This is a genomic window from Streptomyces sp. TS71-3 (assembly GCF_018327685.1).
In the GTDB taxonomy this organism is placed as follows: Bacteria; Actinomycetota; Actinomycetes; order Streptomycetales; family Streptomycetaceae; genus Streptomyces.
The window spans coordinates 2,114,159-2,130,082 of sequence record NZ_BNEL01000001.1; the positions used below are offsets into that span (position 1 = coordinate 2,114,159).

General features: G+C 72.7%; 14 protein-coding genes and 1 pseudogene. 11 read left to right on the forward strand and 4 right to left on the reverse strand.

Translation table 11 applies throughout. The features are described from left to right. Positions 1-2 precede the first annotated feature (2 nt). The 3 genes and pseudogenes from Sm713_RS08680 to Sm713_RS08690 form a co-directional block, all read left to right on the forward strand. Positions 3-236, forward strand: a complete 234-nt coding sequence (locus tag Sm713_RS08680; protein ID WP_212911875.1) for a hypothetical protein — start codon at positions 3-5, stop codon at positions 234-236. A 16-nt stretch (positions 237-252) separates the two neighbouring features. Continuing rightward, positions 253-1,767, forward strand: a complete 1,515-nt coding sequence (gene gatB, locus Sm713_RS08685; RefSeq protein WP_212909069.1) for an Asp-tRNA(Asn)/Glu-tRNA(Gln) amidotransferase subunit GatB — start codon at positions 253-255, stop codon at positions 1,765-1,767. A 261-nt stretch (positions 1,768-2,028) separates the two neighbouring features. Beyond that, positions 2,029-2,265, forward strand: a pseudogene (locus tag Sm713_RS08690) (hypothetical protein); the annotation flags it as partial. On the opposite strand, the gene Sm713_RS08695 reads toward Sm713_RS08690, so the two are convergent. Next, positions 2,254-2,730, reverse strand: a complete 477-nt coding sequence (locus Sm713_RS08695) for a hypothetical protein (RefSeq protein WP_212909070.1) — start codon at positions 2,728-2,730, stop codon at positions 2,254-2,256. The pseudogene Sm713_RS08690 and the gene Sm713_RS08695 overlap by 12 nt on opposite strands. 206 nt (positions 2,731-2,936) lie before the next feature. Here Sm713_RS08695 and Sm713_RS08700 point away from each other — a divergent pair, with 206 nt between their 5' ends. Then, positions 2,937-3,572, forward strand: coding sequence for a TetR/AcrR family transcriptional regulator (locus Sm713_RS08700; RefSeq protein ID WP_212909071.1), 636 nt, complete (start codon positions 2,937-2,939; stop codon positions 3,570-3,572). A gap of 167 nt (positions 3,573-3,739) precedes the next feature. After that, positions 3,740-4,891 carry a PP2C family protein-serine/threonine phosphatase gene (locus tag Sm713_RS08705; RefSeq protein ID WP_212909072.1) on the forward strand — a complete coding sequence of 384 codons (1,152 nt, stop codon included), beginning with the start codon at positions 3,740-3,742 and terminating at the stop codon, positions 4,889-4,891. A gap of 246 nt (positions 4,892-5,137) precedes the next feature. On the opposite strand, the gene Sm713_RS08710 is transcribed toward Sm713_RS08705, so the two are convergent. Further along, on the reverse strand, positions 5,138-6,019 hold the full coding sequence (locus Sm713_RS08710; RefSeq protein WP_249416176.1) for an SDR family NAD(P)-dependent oxidoreductase: 882 nt from the start codon (positions 6,017-6,019) through the stop codon (positions 5,138-5,140). A 202-nt stretch (positions 6,020-6,221) separates the two neighbouring features. Here Sm713_RS08710 and Sm713_RS08715 point away from each other — a divergent pair, with 202 nt between their 5' ends. The 5 genes from Sm713_RS08715 to Sm713_RS08735 all read left to right on the forward strand — a co-directional run bounded on the left by Sm713_RS08715 (position 6,222) and on the right by Sm713_RS08735 (position 12,258). Further along, positions 6,222-6,845, forward strand: coding sequence for a TetR family transcriptional regulator (locus tag Sm713_RS08715; RefSeq protein ID WP_212909074.1), 624 nt, complete (start codon positions 6,222-6,224; stop codon positions 6,843-6,845). A gap of 513 nt (positions 6,846-7,358) precedes the next feature. Then, positions 7,359-8,015, forward strand: coding sequence for a hypothetical protein (locus Sm713_RS08720; RefSeq protein WP_212911877.1), 657 nt, complete (start codon positions 7,359-7,361; stop codon positions 8,013-8,015). A 329-nt stretch (positions 8,016-8,344) separates the two neighbouring features. Beyond that, on the forward strand, positions 8,345-8,566 hold the full coding sequence (locus Sm713_RS08725) for a hypothetical protein (RefSeq protein ID WP_212909075.1): 222 nt from the start codon (positions 8,345-8,347) through the stop codon (positions 8,564-8,566). A gap of 101 nt (positions 8,567-8,667) precedes the next feature. Next, positions 8,668-11,781: a helix-turn-helix transcriptional regulator gene (locus tag Sm713_RS08730; RefSeq protein WP_212911878.1), complete on the forward strand. Its 3,114-nt coding sequence runs from the start codon at positions 8,668-8,670 to the stop codon at positions 11,779-11,781. Positions 11,782-12,093: 312 nt separating this feature from the next. Then, positions 12,094-12,258: a DUF6191 domain-containing protein gene (locus Sm713_RS08735; protein WP_374196036.1), complete on the forward strand. Its 165-nt coding sequence runs from the start codon at positions 12,094-12,096 to the stop codon at positions 12,256-12,258. 79 nt (positions 12,259-12,337) lie between these two features. On the opposite strand, the gene Sm713_RS08740 is transcribed toward Sm713_RS08735, so the two are convergent. Continuing rightward, complete coding sequence (locus tag Sm713_RS08740) at positions 12,338-13,501, reverse strand: sorbosone dehydrogenase family protein (protein ID WP_212909077.1); 1,164 nt, start codon at positions 13,499-13,501, stop codon at positions 12,338-12,340. 217 nt (positions 13,502-13,718) lie between these two features. Next, on the reverse strand, positions 13,719-14,438 hold the full coding sequence (locus tag Sm713_RS08745) for a leucine-rich repeat domain-containing protein (RefSeq protein WP_212909078.1): 720 nt from the start codon (positions 14,436-14,438) through the stop codon (positions 13,719-13,721). A gap of 306 nt (positions 14,439-14,744) precedes the next feature. Between Sm713_RS08745 and Sm713_RS08750 the strand changes: the two genes are divergently transcribed. Continuing rightward, positions 14,745-15,698 carry a 2-hydroxyacid dehydrogenase gene (locus tag Sm713_RS08750; RefSeq protein WP_212909079.1) on the forward strand — a complete coding sequence of 318 codons (954 nt, stop codon included), beginning with the start codon at positions 14,745-14,747 and terminating at the stop codon, positions 15,696-15,698. Positions 15,699-15,924: the final 226 nt, after the last annotated feature.

Genomic DNA, 15,924 nt, shown 5'->3' on the forward strand with positions numbered 1-15,924 from the left:
CAATGACCAAGAAGGCCAAGAACTTCAAGAAGTCCAAGACGGGCCTGTACCTGTCGATCGGCAGTACGGCCCTCGGCGCCATCAGCGTGGCCAAGCAGGCCAAGCTGGCCCGGCAGGACAACGACACGCTCCGGCTGGTCGACGCCGCGGTCTCCGCCGTCGCCATCGTCACCGGCCTCGCCATCCTCTACCGCGAGCTGAAGCGCCTGGGCGACGACGACGTCCTGCTGGGCTGAGAGGGAAGTTTTCACCGTGACTGCCACGACCGACCTGGTGCCGTACGAGGAAGCCCTCGCGTCGTACGACCCCGTCATGGGCCTGGAGGTCCATGTCGAGCTGGGCACCAGGACCAAGATGTTCTGCGGCTGCTCCACCGAGCTGGGCGCGCCGCCCAACTCGCAGACCTGCCCGACCTGCCTCGGCCTGCCCGGCGCGCTGCCCGTGATGAACGCGTCCGGCGTCGAGTCCGCCATCCGGATCGGCCTCGCGCTGAACTGCGAGATCGCCGAGTGGTGCCGCTTCGCCCGGAAGAACTACTTCTATCCGGACATGCCGAAGAACTTCCAGACCTCGCAGTACGACGAGCCGATCGCCTACAACGGCTACCTGGACGTCCAGCTGGAGGACGGCACCACCTTCCGCGTGGAGATCGAGCGCGCCCACATGGAGGAGGACACCGGCAAGTCCACCCATGTGGGCGGTGCCACGGGCCGGATCCACGGTGCCCAGCACTCCCTGCTCGACTACAACCGCGCGGGCATCCCGCTCATCGAGATCGTCACCAAGCCCATCGTCGGGGCGGGGGAGCGCGCCCCCGAGGTGGCCCGCGCCTATGTCGCCGAGCTGCGCGAGCTGATCAAGGCGCTGGGCGTGTCCGAGGCCCGGATGGAGATGGGCCAGATGCGCTGCGACGTGAACCTCTCGCTGATGCCCAAGGGCAGCGAGAAGTTCGGTACCCGCAGCGAGACGAAGAACGTCAACTCCCTGCGCAGCGTGGAGCGGGCCGCCCGGTTCGAGATCGAGCGGCACGCCGCGGTGCTGAACTCCGGCGCCACCGTCGTCCAGGAGACCCGGCACTTCCACGAGGACCAGGGCACCACCACCTCCGGCCGGATCAAGGAGGAGGCCGAGGACTACCGGTACTTCCCGGAGCCCGACCTGGTGCCGGTCGCCCCGGCCCGCGAGTGGGTCGACGAGCTCCGCCGCGGCCTGCCCGAACTGCCGTTGCAGCGCCGCAACCGGCTGCGTGAGGAGTGGGACGTCTCCGCCCACGACATGCAGTCGATCCTGAACGCGGGAGCGATCGAGCCGATCGTCGCCACCATCGAGGCCGGCGCCGACTCCACCGCCGCCCGCAAGTGGTGGATGGGCGAGCTGGCCAGGCACGCCAACGAGACCGGCGTCGAGCCCGGCGCCCTGCCCATCACCCCCGTGCAGGTGGCCCGCGTCGCGACCCTGGTGCAGGAGGGCTCGCTCAACGACAAGCTGGCCCGCCAGGTCATCGAGGGCGTCCTCGCAGGCGAGGGCGGTCCCGATGAGGTCGTCGAAAAGCGCGGCCTGAAGGTCGTCTCGGACGAGGGCGCGCTCACGACCGCCGTGGAGGAGGCCATCGCGGGCAACGCCGCGATCGCCGACAAGATCCGCGGCGGCAAGGTGGCCGCCGCGGGCGCGCTGGTGGGCGCGGTCATGAAGGCGACCAGGGGCCAGGCGGACGCGGCCCGCGTCAAGGAACTCATCCTGGAGAAACTGGGCGTCACGGAGTCCTGACACCGCAGCACGACAGCACGAAAGGGAGGGCGACGCACCCACGGTGCGCCGCCCTCCCGCGCTACCGGCGCCCACGAAGGGGCGCGGGGAACTGCGCGACGAGCCGCGACGAGAGGGAGAGGTAGTCACGGCGGGAGGGGGCAGTCGCTGCCGTGCCGGGGTGGCCGGTTCAGGTGGCGGAGAGGGCGACCGGTGCCTGCTCAGGGGCGCGGGGAACTGCGCGACGAGGCGGAGAGGTAGCCACCGTCAGAAGCGGCCGGCACGAGCCGGCTGCTGCACCCCCAGGTGGGCCCGCTGGACCTGCGTTACGAGAAGCTGGCGCTGCCCGGCGCGCCCGGGCAGATGCTGATCACGTACCACGCCGAGCCCGGCTCGGATTCGCACGAGCGCCTGCAACTCCTCGCCCACCTCGCCACCCGCCCGGCGACCGCCGCGACGACCGGGCAGGAGGCCGACTCCGCGCCGCAAGCGCACGCACGGGACGAATCAGCCCCCTGACGGCTCCCCGGCACCGGACCGCCCATCAGGACCGGGACCGAGCCGCTTCCCGGACCCGGGCGACTCCCCGGGCATCCGCAGGACCCCGGGCATCCGCAGGGCCCCAGGCATCCGCAGGACCCCGGGCATCCGCAGCGCCGCGGGCAGCGACAGCGCCATCAGGGCCGCCTCGCACAGCAGCGTGGTCCGGAAGCCGCCCGTCGCGGTGAGCAGCAGCGCGGACGGCGCGGTGCCGGTGGCCGCGGAGACCTGCGTGACGATGGTGTCCGCCGTGGTCCCCGCGGCCACCTCGGTGTTCGCGAGGCCGCGAGTGGCCACGGCCACAGGACGCGTGCGGCGAGCAGCAGCGGCAGCACGCCCAGGGAACCGGAAGGCGATCAGCGAGCCGGCGTCCCAGGCGAGCCCCGCGCAGGCGGAGCCGAGCGTGAAGAGCGCGACCGCGGTGAGGAAGACCCGCGACGGCAAGGGCGTGCCGCGGAAGGGGCACGCGTGCGGTGTCGGAGGCCGGCGGGTTCTGGGGGTGTCATGACACGGAAAGTACAACGAAAAGTACAACGACCGTGGTAATAATTACATGGCTCGTTGTACCTCAGTCGCGAGGCCCACTGGGTACGGTGGCCCGAGCGCGACGACGGAAGCGGTGTCGAGACCGGAAGTGCAGGGGTACCCACGTGGCACAACGGGTGAGGCAGGGGCTCGCGGAGAAGCGGACGGCGATCGTCTGCGGTGCGCGCCGCGTCTTCGGGCGTGACGGCTACACCCGTACCAGCATCGACGCGATCGCGAAGGAAGCGGACGTCTCCACCCGGACGATCTACAACCACTTCCCGGGCGGCAAGGCCGAGGTCTTCCGCGTGGTGGTGGAGGAGGGCGCGGCGCAGGTCGTCCAGGCGCACCTCGACGCCCTCGACCGCAGGCTCCACAAGGTGACCGACCTGGAGGCCGACCTGATCGCCTTCATCCAGGCGTGGGCGGAGCCGGCGGACCGGTTCCCCGACCACTTCGCCGTGGCGCGGCAGCTACGCGCCGAGGTGGGGCACATCCCGCAGGAGCTGGTGGACGCCTGGCGCCGCTCGGGCCCGCAGCGGTCCATCGAGGCGGCCGCAGGGCGCTTCCGGGAGCTGGCCGACGAGGGCCTCCTGGACGCGCCGGACCCGCTTCGCGCGGCCCACCATCTCTTCCACCTGACGCTCGGCGAGGTCAACGACCGTACGTGCATGGGCGCGCTGCCGTTGCCGGATCAGGAGCGCACCGAGCTGATCACCGCGGGTGTCCGGGCGTTCCTGCGGGGCTACCTGCCGCGCTGACCCCTGACGGCGCGGGCGGGATCGCCATGGATGCCGTGGTGGATGCCGTCATGGATGAGGTGACGGATGCTGCCGTCGTGGATGGCGAGGCGTGACAAGGCGTGATGAGACCCGCGGGTGACGTCCCCGAAAAGTTACATATGCCGCATTAGGTGTATCCAGGAAGAATGAGGATCCGGATCCCGGACGTGGTCTTCGGGGACTCCGTGAAAACCGGCTGGCCCCTGATTCTCGCGCCGCTGTTTTTCGTCGTGGCCATCCCCATCGCCGACTACTTCCTGGAACCGACCATTCACATCGCGCCGCTGCTCACGGTGGCGCCGGCGTTCACCGCGGCGATCGCCGGAATCTGGGCCACCGCCGGGATGAGCGTCCTCGCCGTGCTCGCGCAGGTGGTCGCCGGCGCGGAGCGGCACACCCTGGGCACGCAGCAGGTCCTGACCGAGGTCGTGGCGCTGGTGCTGCTCTCGTCCCTGCTGGTGCTCTTCACCTACGTCCGTGAGACGCACAGCAGCCAGCTCAGGCGGGTGAGACTGGTCTCGGAGACGACCCAGCGCGCCGTGCTGCGCCCGCTGCCTGAGCGCGCGGGCCCGCTGGGCATCGCCACGGAGTACCGCACCGCCGAGAGCGAGTCGCGCATCGGCGGGGACCTGTTCGCCTTCGCGAGAACCGAGGGCTCCACCCGGCTGCTCATCGGGGACGTGAGAGGCAAGGGCCTCGACTCCATCACCGACACCTCGATCATGCTCGGGGCCTTCCGGGCGGCGGCCCACCGCCAGGCGCCGCTGCCGGAGCTGGTCGCCTATCTGGAGGGCAGCGTGCACTGGGGGCTCTCCGAGCTGGCGGAGATGGAGACGGACGTGGGTGAGCGCTTCGTCACGGCCGTGGTCGCGGACATCCCCGACGACGAGCCCGTCATCAGGCTGGTGAGCTGCGGCCACCCACCGCCCCTGCTGCTGCGCGACGGCACGGCCACCCCGCTGGTCGTCAGCCGCCCGTCGACCCCGCTCGGCCTCGGCGGCCTGGCCACGAGCTCGTACGCCCCGGAGACGTTCCCCTTCCCGGAAGGGGGCCGCGTGCTCCTGTACACGGACGGCGTCTCGGAGGCACGGGACCGCGACGGAACCTTCTATCCGGTGGTGGAGCGCGCCGCGGAGGCGGACAGGGTCGCCATGTGGTCGGACGGCGGCCCCGAGACCCTGGTGGAGTTCCTCACCCGGGACCTGCTGGACTACGTGAACGACAACCTGGCCGACGACATGGCCATGATCGCCGTAGAACGCCCAGGCCCCCCGACCGCCCCGAACGCTCAAACATGACCCAGCCCCGACAGGGGCGCGGGGAACTGCGCGAAAGCCCCGACGGGCGGCTGGCCGACGACGGGACCGCAGGGGGCTGGACCTGATCAGGGGCGCGGGGAACTGCGGAAAAAAGCCCCGACGGACGGTCGGCCGACGACGGGACCGCAGGGGGCTGGACCTGATCAGGGGCGCGGGGAACTGCGGAAAGAAGCCCCACCGGCGGCCAGCCGGGCACGAGACCGCAAGGAACCGCAAACCACAGTGTCACAGCCGAGGCACAGGCGCACCTGCCTCGAAGTCGATCGACTCCGACAGCGAACGCCACTTCTCATCCGCCGCGGCCTTGCCCCGATCCGCCTCGGTGACCAGCCGATACGCGTCGGAGCCCAGTAGCAGGTGGAGCGGCGGATCCGCGAGCTCGGGAAGCCCCACGATCAGCTCGGCGGCCTTCTGCGGGTCGCCGTTCTGCTTGCCGTCCATGCCCCGGACCTGCTCGGCGAACACCCCCACGGACTGCCGGTACGGCTCGCTGATCGGCGGGATCCGCATCGACGAGCCCGCCCAGTCGGTGCGCAGGCCGCCCGGCTCGACGATGGTGACGTTGATGCCCAGCGGCCGTACCTCCTTCGACAGGACCTCGGAGAAGCCGCCCACGGCCCATTTGGCGCTCTGGTACGCGCTGAGCCCGGGGGTGGTGATCCGCCCGCCGCTGGACGAGATCTGGATGACGTGCCCCGAGCCCTGGGCGCGGAAGATCGGCAGGGCCGCCTTGGTGACGTGGTAGACACCGTAGAAATTGGTGTCGATCTGCGCCCGGAAGGCCTCGTCGGTGACGTCTTCTACGGCGGCCATGTCGCCGTAGCCGGCGTTGTTGACGACGGCGTCGAGCCGGCCGAACGTCTCCGCGGCCTCGGCCACCGCCGCACGCGCCGCGCCGCCGTCGGCGACGTCGAGCCGTACTGCCCTGATCCGGTCGGCTCCGTACCGTTCGACCAGGTCGTCGAGGTGTGACGGTCTGCGCGCCGTGGCCGTCACGCGGTGTCCCGCCGCCAGGGCGGCTTCGGTGATCGCGCGGCCGAGTCCCCGGGAACTGCCGGTGATGAACCAGGTCCGGGCATCGGGGGCGGGCGAGCTGCTGGGTGCCAAGGGGGCTCCTGAAGTGAACGCGGTGGTGAAGGCGATCGGCGTAGCCAGAGAAGTAACTGACCATCCAGTTACTTCGGAAAGTACGCCCATACGCCACCGATTGCAACGAGCTTTTTCAGCGAATCTTCGGGGTTAAGGGCTCCGCCTACCAAGATGACCATCTGGTTAGTCACCGGGTACGGACTCGGGCTAGCATGAGAGGATGCCCAGGGATTCCCAAGCGACCAAGGCCAGCCTCTTGCAGGCGGCGAGCGACGAGTTCGCCACGTACGGGATCGCAGGCGCGCGCGTGGACCGCATCGCCGCGGCGGCGGGCTACAACAAGAACCTGATCTACGTGCACTTCGGCAGCAAGGAGGGGCTCTTCGACGCGGTCTTCGCACGGGCCGTGGAAGAGCTGCAGAACGCCGTCCCGATCACCCCCGACGACCTGCCCGGTTACGCGGGGGCGCTCTACGACTTCTACCTGACCCGCCCGCGGCTGATGCGGCTCGCGCGCTGGCACAGCCTGGAGCGGCCCGGCGCCCTGGAGCGGCTTCCGGTGGTGGTCTCGTCGAACTCCCTCAAGATGCGCGGCCTGGCCGGGGCGCAGGCGGACGGCCTGGTGGACGCGGGCCTGCCTCCGCTGCAACTGCTCTCGCTGATCCTGTCCATCGCGGCCACCTGGAGCCCGGGCAGCCCGGAGGCCTTCGGCGAGGGCGATGTCTCCCCGGAGGTGATCGCCCTGCGCCGTCACGCGGTCGTCCTCGCTGTCGCCCGCCTGACCAGGCCCCCCGGCGACGGGGACATGGCCTCCCCGAGGCCGTCGGCCGCGCGGAGCGACTGACCGCCGCCCGCACGCGGGACTGGCACCGGCACGCGGGGCCGCGGCCCACGCCACCCCCTCCGGGCTCCGTGGGCCCGCTCCCGGGAGGCGCCCGCTCCCGCCCCGGTCCCGCCCCGCCGGGACGCCCGCTTCCGCTCGGCTCCCGCTCCCGCCCCCCGCACCCGGTCGCCGGGTGCGTATGCTGGCGCGCGGATGCCTTGGACGCCATGGGCGCCACGGGATATTTCGCCTGGTGTGCGGCTGTGGGGCATCACGTCGACATCCGGCCCCTCCTGGGCTCGCTGCGCGTTGGTACCGACCCGGGGTGGGGCTCGGCGCTCGCTAAGACAGCTCTCAGATTCCGTTCGTACGGTGCGCGGGATGGCATACAGGACACCTGACGCGGCCGCGGCGGAGACCCGTTCCACGGGCCGGGCGACCACCGCGGACGAGGCCGGGAAGAAGGGGGCCGAGGGCATCCAGGACGACGGACAGACGTACGAAACCAAGGAAACCAAGGAAAAGGGACAGCGCATGGACAGGCCGGAAGGGCTCGCAGTCAAGGGCGAGGAGCCCACGAAGAGGCCCGAGGAGGCCGACGGCGCGGAGCGTGCTGCCGAGTCGCCGAAGGAGACCGGAGACGCCGCAACGACACCCCAGGGCGCCGAGCCCACCGCGGACGCCGCTCCGGGTGGGACCACGGAAGCCGGCGCGGTCACCGCGGAAGGCGAGACCGTGGACGCCGGCGCGGGCGACGACGTCTTCCTGGTCGAGGAGGACGGCGAGGCCCCCTCGTCGGACGTCGCCCAGGGCACGGGCGCCGTGGTCGCCGCGGCGCTCGGCTTCGTCTCCCTCACGGGAAGCTGGCTCGGCACCGTCGCCGGTGCCCGCGAATCGCTGGTCGGGCAGCTCCAGACGTCCCAGGGAGCGAGCGTCTCCAAGCAGATCCACGAGGTCTACGGCGACCAGTGGCACGTCACCGCACTGATCAGCGGCATCTTCGCGCTCGCCGCGCTGATCGTCGGCGTGGTGGTGCTGGCCAAGCCCGCCTTCGGCGCGCCGGGCGAGCGGCAGGCGTCCTGGATCAAGTCGGTGTCCTGGGCGGGTGTCGTCCTGGGCGTCATCGGGCTGCTGCTCGCGGTGCTCAAGTACAGCGACGCCATCCTGGGGTTGCCGTCGGTCTCCTCCTGAGCGGCCCCGCCTTCCCCTCACGGGCAGACCGCCGGCCTCCCTTCCGAGCCGGGGCCGTGTCCGTGGCGGGACCCGGAGTGCGCTTGCGCGGGACTACCGGCGCCGGAGGGCCCGGGGATCGGGCATGTGAGGCCCCTTAGGGGGCCACGCCCCGCCCCGGCCCTTTGGCGAGGACCGCCTAAGCACGCGGTACGGCACCGCTAAGGCACCCCCAGCCCGCACAATGCGGAACTCTCCCGATGCGGATGAACCCCCTGGGAGACGAGTCTTGGAACACCGCGGCCGACACGGCGCGGTGAGATCAGACCGACTCGTCCCAGGGGGTTCGCATGTTCCAGTTCAGCATCTTCCAGACACGGGAAGCCGACCTGATCCGGGCCGTCGAGCAGCGCCGGCTGCTGCGCGAGGCCCGCGAGGCACGAGAGGCACGCGAGGCACGCGCCGAGGGCCGCAGGGTCCGCGGGGAGCCCGGCGAGTCCGGTGAACGCTCCCCCGAGAAGGGCGGCGGCAAGGGCACCCCGGCCCACGCCTGCTCACCCCGCACGGCATGACCGGCCCCCGCGCCGCGGACGGCACCGACGGAGGGGGCGGTGCCGCCGTGGCAGCGGGGGCGGTGCCGGTAATCGGTGCCGCGCTGTCGTACCCCTGTGCCATGCTCGGGCCCGTGGAGACCAGATCCGTCAGCCCCGTGTTCGTCGGCCGCGACGACGAGCTGGAGCTGCTGCGCGACGCCCTCGCACGGGCCGCCGGCGCCGCCGCCCGGGAGCCGGCCGCGGGCGGGCCCCGCGCAGGGCATCCGGACCCGTCTGAGGACCCGGACCTCGCGGGGGAGCCGCAGGCCCTGCTGCTCGGGGGCGAGGCGGGTGTCGGCAAGACCCGCCTCGTCGAGGAGTTCGCCGCCCTCGCCCGCCGCGAGGGCGCGGTCGTGGCGTGCGGCGGCTGCATCGAGATCGGGGCGGAGGGGCTGCCGTTCGCCCCGTTCTCCGCCGCGCTGCGCTCGCTGCGCAGGCAGCTCCCCGAGGAGATGGCCGTCGCTGCCGCCGGTCAGGAGGCCGAGCTGGCCCGGCTGCTCCCCGAGCTGGGCGAGGCCCCGCGCGGGCTGCACGACGAGGAGGACATGGCACGCCTCTTCGAGCTGACCACCCGCGTCCTCACGCGCCTGGCCGCCGGCCGCACCCTGGTCCTCGTCCTGGAGGACCTGCACTGGGCCGACGCCTCCACCCGGCACCTGCTCGCCTTCCTGCTGCGCACCCTCAGCACCCCCCGCATCGTCGTCCTCGCCACGTTCCGCGCCGACGACATCCACCGCCGGCACCCGCTGCGCCCCCTGCTCGCCGAGCTCGACCGGCTGCGCGTGGTCCGCCGTGTCGAGCTGCGCCGCCTCAGCCGCCCCGAGGTCGCCCGGCAGCTCGCCGGCATCCTCGCCGCCGAGCCCGAGCCCGACCTCGTCGACGAGATCTTCGAGCGGTCCGACGGCAACGCCTTCTTCGTCGAGGAGCTGGCCGTCGCCCCGGACGAGTGCGGCCTCACCGACTCCCTCCGCGACCTGCTGCTGGTCCGCGTGGAGCAGCTGCCGCAGCACGCCCAGCGGGCCGTGCGGATCGCCGCCGAGGGCGGCTCCACCGTCGAGTACCCGCTGCTCGCGGCGGTCGCGGGCCTCACCGAGGACGAGCTGATCGAGGCCCTGAGGGCCGCCGTGGGCGCGAACATCCTGATCGCCAGCCCGGACGGCGACGGCTACCGCTTCCGCCACTCCCTCGTGCGCGAGGCCGTCAGCGACGACCTGCTGCCCGGCGAGCGCTCACGCCTCAACCGCCGCTACGCCGAAGCCCTGGAGGCCGAGCCCGCGGTCGTCGCCAGCGACGCGCGCGCCACCCGCCTGGCCAGCTACTGGTACCACGCGCACGACGCAGCCAAGGCCCTGCCCGCCGTCCTCCGCGCCTCCGTGGCGGCCCGCCGCCGGCACGCGTACTCCGAGCAGCTGCGGCTGCTGGAGCGCGCCATGGAGCTGTGGGACGCCGCCCCCGAGCCCGTCCGCGCCGAGCTGCGTCCGATGGACTACGCCGAGTCGTACCTGCCCTGCGGCTGCGACCCCGCGACCACCCCGCTGCGCTTCCTCGACCTGCTCGCCGAGGCGGCGGTGGCCGGCCGGCTCTGCGGCGAGCGGCTGCGCGCCCTGAAGATCACCAAGCGGGCGCTGCGGCTCCTGGAGGACGACTCCGACGGGCAGGATCCGCTGCGCGCCGCGTGGTTCTGGGTCCAGCGCTCCCGCCTGGTGCAGAGCCTGGCGCACGGCGACGGCTGGCAGGAGCTCGGCACCGCCCAGGACCTGGTGCGCGGGCTGCCGCCGTCCCAGGTGCACGCGGAGGTCCTCGCCTACGCCGCGAACTGGTCGATGCTGCACGAGCCCGGCCACGAGGCCCTGGTCGCCGCCGAGCGCGCCGTGGAGTACGCGCACATGGTCGGCGCCCGCGACACCGAGATGCACGCGCGCATCACGCTCGGCGGCCTGATGGTCGACGCCGGCCAGGTGGAGGACGGCCTCGCCACGATGTACGAGGTGGCCGCCCGCGTCAGCGAGCTGGGCATCGCCGGCTGCGTGGGCCGCAGCCATGTGAACCTCCCCTCGGCGCTCGAAGGCGTCGGCCGCTCCCGCGAGGCCGTCGGCCTCCTGGAGGAGGGCCTCGAACTCAGCAGGAAGTACGGCCTGCGCGACTCCGAGGCCTGGATGTGGGGGAACCTCTCCGAGTCGCTGTACGCCCTGGGCCGTTGGGACCGGGCGGCCGAGGCCGCCGCGCAGGCCGAGCGCATCGGGCACAGCGCCAAGCCCCGCGGCGCCGGCGTGGCCCGTCTCGCGTATCTCGCCCTGGCCCGGGGCGAGATGGCCGAAGCCGCCCGGTTGCTCACCGCGGCCCGCGGGCACTACGGCACGCACGACCGCATGCCCCAGCAGTCCATACCCATCGCCCGTATCGCGGTCGGCGCCGCCGCGGGCGAGGGCCGCGTCCTCGACGCCCGCACCGAGCTGGCCGACGCCGTGGCCGCCGGCTTCCCGCCCGGCACCCAGCGCTACGCATGGCCCCTACTGCTCGCCGCCGCCACCGCCGAGGCCGACGCGCGCACCCTGCCCGTCGCCGGCCCCGGCCGGGCCGAAGCGCTGGACCGGATCAGGGACGCCGCCAAGTCGCTGGCCACGGGCGTACCGGTCTGGGACGCCTACGCCCGCTGGGTGCGCGCGGAACTGCTGCGCGCCGAGGGCCGGGCGGGCCCGGACACCTGGCTGGAAGTGGTCGCCGCCGTCGGACCCCTGGAGCGGCCCTACGACACCGCCCGGGTGCGGTACCGGCTGGCGGAGGCCCTGCTCGCCGCCGGCGCCGGGGACGACGACCGGGACCGCGCCGCCGAACTGCTGCGGCAGGCCGGGGCGGTGGCCGAGCACCTGGGCGCCCGGCCGCTCGCCGAGGCCGTCGCGGGCCTCGCCCAGCGGGGCCGGCTCGCCCTCACCCGCGGGGCCACCCCGGACCCGGCCGACCCGGCGGAGGCGCTGGGGCTCACCAGCCGGGAGCGCGACGTCCTGCGGCTGGTCGCCGCCGGCCGCACCAACCGCCAGATCGCCGAGGAGCTCTTCATCTCCCCGAAGACCGCGAGCGTGCACGTCTCCAACATCCTCGCCAAGCTGGGGGTCTCCGGGCGCGGAGAGGCCGCCGCGCTGGCCCACAGCCGGCAGCTCTTCCCCGCCGAGCAGACGGTCGCCCGCGGCGCGTAGGACGCGGCGGGGCGGCCCGGGGGCGCGTAGGTCCGGACCGAACCGTGGGCGCGTTGGCTGAGGGCGCGTTGGGCCGGGCACGCATTGGGCCGGGTGCGTACCGGGCGCGTCGGCCGGCCTGCGTCCGCCGGCCCGCGTCCGCCGGCCCACGTCCGCCGGCCGCCCGAGGTTCGTCCCGGCGCCGCCGCCCGTCCCCGGAACTGCCGCCCGTGCCCGGGCGGCGGCCCGGATGTGACCGGCGAGACACGCCGCTCCCGGACCCGCTCGCTTACGCTGAAGCGAGGACTCGGCCCTGGAGGCGGCGTGTTCAACATGATCGAGGAGCTCTTCTCGCCCGGACGCAAGCACACCGACGAGGAACGCAAGCGCCTGGAGCTGAGCCGGATCGACCTCTACGACGGCGACCCCGGACGGGGCCCCATAGACCTCGACTCGGGCAAGGTCGTCATCCGCAAGCCCGACCAGGACGTTGCCTGAGAACGGGTGTTGAACGGTCCCCCGCTTCCGGGGAGGCCCGTCGAGGCCGGGCCGCCGGTCGAGGCCGGCCCGCCGCCCGTCACTTCACCTGGACCTCCAGGATCCGGTCGTCGCCCTTCTGCGGAGTGCCCCGGGTGTCCGTCTCGCTCGTGGTCAGCCAGAGCTTGTCGCCGCCCGCAGGCGCGACCGTGCGCAGGCGGCCGTAGGTGCCCTTCAGGAAGGACTGCGGGTCGGCCGAGACATGCGTGCCGTCCAGCGGGATCCGCCACAGCCGCTCGCCGCGCAGCGCGGCCATCCAGATCGAACCCTCCGCGTAGGCGATACCGCTCGGTGAGGCCTCCGATGTCCGCCACTGGGCCACCGGGTCGTGGAAGCCCTTCTTGCCCGCCTTGCCCTCCACTTCCGGCCAGCCGTAGTTGTCGCCGGGCTCGATCAGGTTCAGCTCGTCCCAGGTGTCCTGGCCGAACTCCGAGGCCCACAGCCGGCGGTGGGTGTCCCAGGCCAGGCCCTGCACGTTGCGGTGGCCGTAGGAGTAGACGTAGGGGGCGTTCTTGAAGGGGTTGCCCGGGGCCGGGCGGCCGTCCGGGGTCATCCGGAGGATCTTGCCGCCCAGGTCGGTCTTCACCTGCGCCCGGCCGCGCTCGCCGGACTCGCCGGTGCCCGCGTAGAGCAACTTGTCCGGGCCGAAGGCGATCCGCCCGCCGTTGTGGATGAAGCCCTTCGGGATGCCCCGCAGCAGGGTGCTCGGCGCGCCGAGCTGGTCGCCGGACGACCGCTTCTCGTCGTAGGGCATGCGGACGATGCGGTTGTCGGAGGCGGTGGTGAAGTACGCGTAGACCATGTGGTCCCTGGCGAAGGACGGCGAGAGCGCGATGCCGAGCAGCCCGCCCTCGCCGGACGGGGAGACCCCGGGCACCGAGCCGACCTCCGTCTTCTTGCCGCTCTTCGTGTCGACCCGGGTGATGGTGGCCTCGTCCCTGGACGACACCAGCAGGTCGCCGTCCGGGAGTTCCGCGAGGCCCCACGGGGACTTCAGGTCCTCGGTGAGGGTGCGGACGACCTTCACCGAGCCCTTGGCGGGGGGCGCGGCCGGTGCCGGGGCGGGGGCGGAGGAGCCCGGGTGCGCGGAGCTCGCCGAGGCGCCTGACGTCTGCCGCGGGTGGGAGCCGCCGTCCGAGGAACAGGCGGCGGTGGCCAGGAGGAGGGCGGCGGCCAGGGCGGCCGGCCCGGCTGAGCGATGCACGATGGGTCCCTTCGACGCAGCGGTACTACGTTCCTACACCGCCCGGCGCTCGCGGGTTGCCCATCCGGCGGCTTCGCGGGGGTGTCGGAGACCGGGGACCGGCATGCCCTCGGTGCGGTGCGCACGTCCGGTGGCGGTGGGCGCGTTCGGTCGTGGTGCGCACGTCCGGTCGCGGTGGGCGCGTCCGGGTGCGGTGCGCGCGTCCCGCGACGGCGGGTCACGTCAGGACGTAGCACCCGCGGCGCTCCAGCTCCGCCAGCAGTGCGGGCGGCGGCTCGCACGGGTTCCAGCGCAGGTCCAGCCGCTCCAGCGCGGGCATGCCGGCCACCCGGTCCGGCAGCCGGGTGATGCGGTTGCCCCGCAGGTCGAGCCTGCGGAGCAGGGGCAGGTCGGCCAGCGGCCCGGGAAGCTCCGCGAGGGCGTTCTCCCGCAGGTCCAGATCGCGCAGTTCGTGCAGGCCGGCGACGGACGGTGGCAGGTCCTCGATCGCGTTGCCCCTCAGGTGGAGTTCGCGCAGGCGGCCGAGGCGGCCGATGCCGTCGGGCAGCGAGGCCAGCCGGTTGTGCTGGGCCCTCAGCTCGATCAGGCCGGTCATCGCGCCGATGGTCTCGGGCAGGCGGGCGAGGGCGTTCTCGCCGACGTTGAGGTAGCGCAGCCGGGTCAGGTTCCCCAGCGAGTCCGGGAGCCGGGAGAGGTCGTTGTCGTGCAGGTAGAGGCAGTCGCTGAGCCCTTCCAGCAGGCCCAGCTCGGCGGGGACCGAGGTGAGGCCGTTGTGCCCGAGGTCCAACGTGGTCAGCCGCCGCAGCCGTCCGATGGCGGGCGGCAGGACGGTGAGCCCGTTCTCGGCGAGGATCAGCACCTGGAGCTCGGTGCGTCGCCAGACGGACTCGGGGACCTCTCCCAGCCGGTGACGCCAGAGGTTCAGCGTGTGCCGCACGGACTGCTCCCTTCGGCCGAGGACTGATCGACGGTTCCGTGGATCGACTTGATCGACGGTCCGGACGGGCGAAGGGCCGACCCCACCCGTCCCCGTGAAGGGCCCGATTCCGGCCGCGCTTCCCGAAGGCCCGATTCTCGCCGCTTTCCCGAGCGGACCGGAACGGAATTCCGGCCTGGCCGGATCGGTGTGGTCACCCGTGAGGGGCACCTCGGATGCCTGGCAGAGGCCGTTCACTCGAACGAGTGAAGATCCGGGCGGGCCCGACGCGCGGCGCGGTGAGGTGGAGGCCCTAGCCTCCAGAGCATGACTTCAGACGTGTGGCTCCCCCTTCCCCTGCAGGAGATCGACGGCCTCCCCGACGGCTTCGTGTACCGCTTCTGGGACGGCGGCGAGGACGGTGAGCAGGAATTTCCCGGGGACCCGGCGGACTGCGCGGTGTACGTGGTGCCCTACATGAAGCCCGTCCGCACCCGGGCGCGGCCCCTGGAGCACATGGCGCGGCTGGAGGTGATCCAGACGCTCACCGCCGGGGTGGACGACATGCTGGCCAACCTGGACCGGGTGCGCCCGGGCGTGCGGCTCTGCAACGCCCGCGGTGTGCACGAGGCCAGTACCGCCGAGCTCGCGCTGACGCTCACCCTCGCCTCCCTGCGCGGAATCCCCGGCTTCGTCAGGGCGCAGCAGGACGGCGAGTGGGGTGGCGGGTTCCACCCGGCGCTCGCGGACAAGACGGTGCTGATCGTGGGCTACGGGGCCATCGGGTCCGCCGTGGAGGACCGGCTTGTGCCGTTTGAGGTTGCGCGGGTCGCGCGCATCGCGCGCTCTTCGCGCGCAACCGAGCGCGGGCCCGTGCACCAGCTTTCCGACCTGCCGGCCCTGCTGCCGGAGGCCGACGTCGTGATCCTCACGACCCCTCTCGACGACTCCACCCGCGGCCTCGTCGACGACGAGTTCCTCGCCCGGATGAAGGACGGCGCCCTTCTGGTGAACGTCTCCCGCGGGCCCGTCGTCAACACCAAGGCGCTCCTCGCCGAGTTGGAGGCCGGCCGGCTCCTCGCCGCCCTCGACGTGACCGACCCCGAGCCGCTGCCGCCGGGCCATCCGCTGTGGCACGCGCCCGGTGTGCTCATCAGCCCCCATGTGGGCGGCCCCACTTCCGCGTTCGGGCCGCGTGCCAGGCGCCTGATAGCGTCGCAGATGTCCCGCTATGCGGCGGGGGAACCCCTCGGCAACCTCATCCTGACCACGGGAGACTGACGCCTCGACAGGTCACCCACATCACCCAGACCACACACTTGGGACATGCCCGTAAAACCTGAGTATTCCCATGAATACGGGGCGTGTTCATATGGCTCCCGTCGATTACGCTCGGTAGATGACCTATGTCGCTGAGTGACCGATCTGGTGTATCGTCCCGGACAAGGGGCTGCGCCGCGCGGGAACGGCGCGGGGAACAGGCCCCGATGACCTGCGAGGGGGGCGA

Bases quoted from the DNA above. Each gene is read 5' to 3' on its own strand.
- Sm713_RS08725 (WP_212909075.1), top strand. From the start codon at position 8,345: ATGTTCCAGTTCAGCATCTTCCAGACACGGGAAGCCGACCTGATCCGG.
- Sm713_RS08735 (WP_374196036.1), top strand. From the start codon at position 12,094: ATGATCGAGGAGCTCTTCTCGCCCGGACGCAAGCACACCGACGAGGAA.
- Sm713_RS08715 (WP_212909074.1), top strand. From the start codon at position 6,222: ATGCCCAGGGATTCCCAAGCGACCAAGGCCAGCCTCTTGCAGGCGGCG.
- Sm713_RS08730 (WP_212911878.1), top strand. From the start codon at position 8,668: ATGCTCGGGCCCGTGGAGACCAGATCCGTCAGCCCCGTGTTCGTCGGC.
- Sm713_RS08750 (WP_212909079.1), top strand. From the start codon at position 14,745: ATGACTTCAGACGTGTGGCTCCCCCTTCCCCTGCAGGAGATCGACGGC.
- Sm713_RS08680 (WP_212911875.1), top strand. From the start codon at position 3: ATGACCAAGAAGGCCAAGAACTTCAAGAAGTCCAAGACGGGCCTGTAC.
- Sm713_RS08705 (WP_212909072.1), top strand. From the start codon at position 3,740: ATGAGGATCCGGATCCCGGACGTGGTCTTCGGGGACTCCGTGAAAACC.
- Sm713_RS08720 (WP_212911877.1), top strand. From the start codon at position 7,359: ATGGACAGGCCGGAAGGGCTCGCAGTCAAGGGCGAGGAGCCCACGAAG.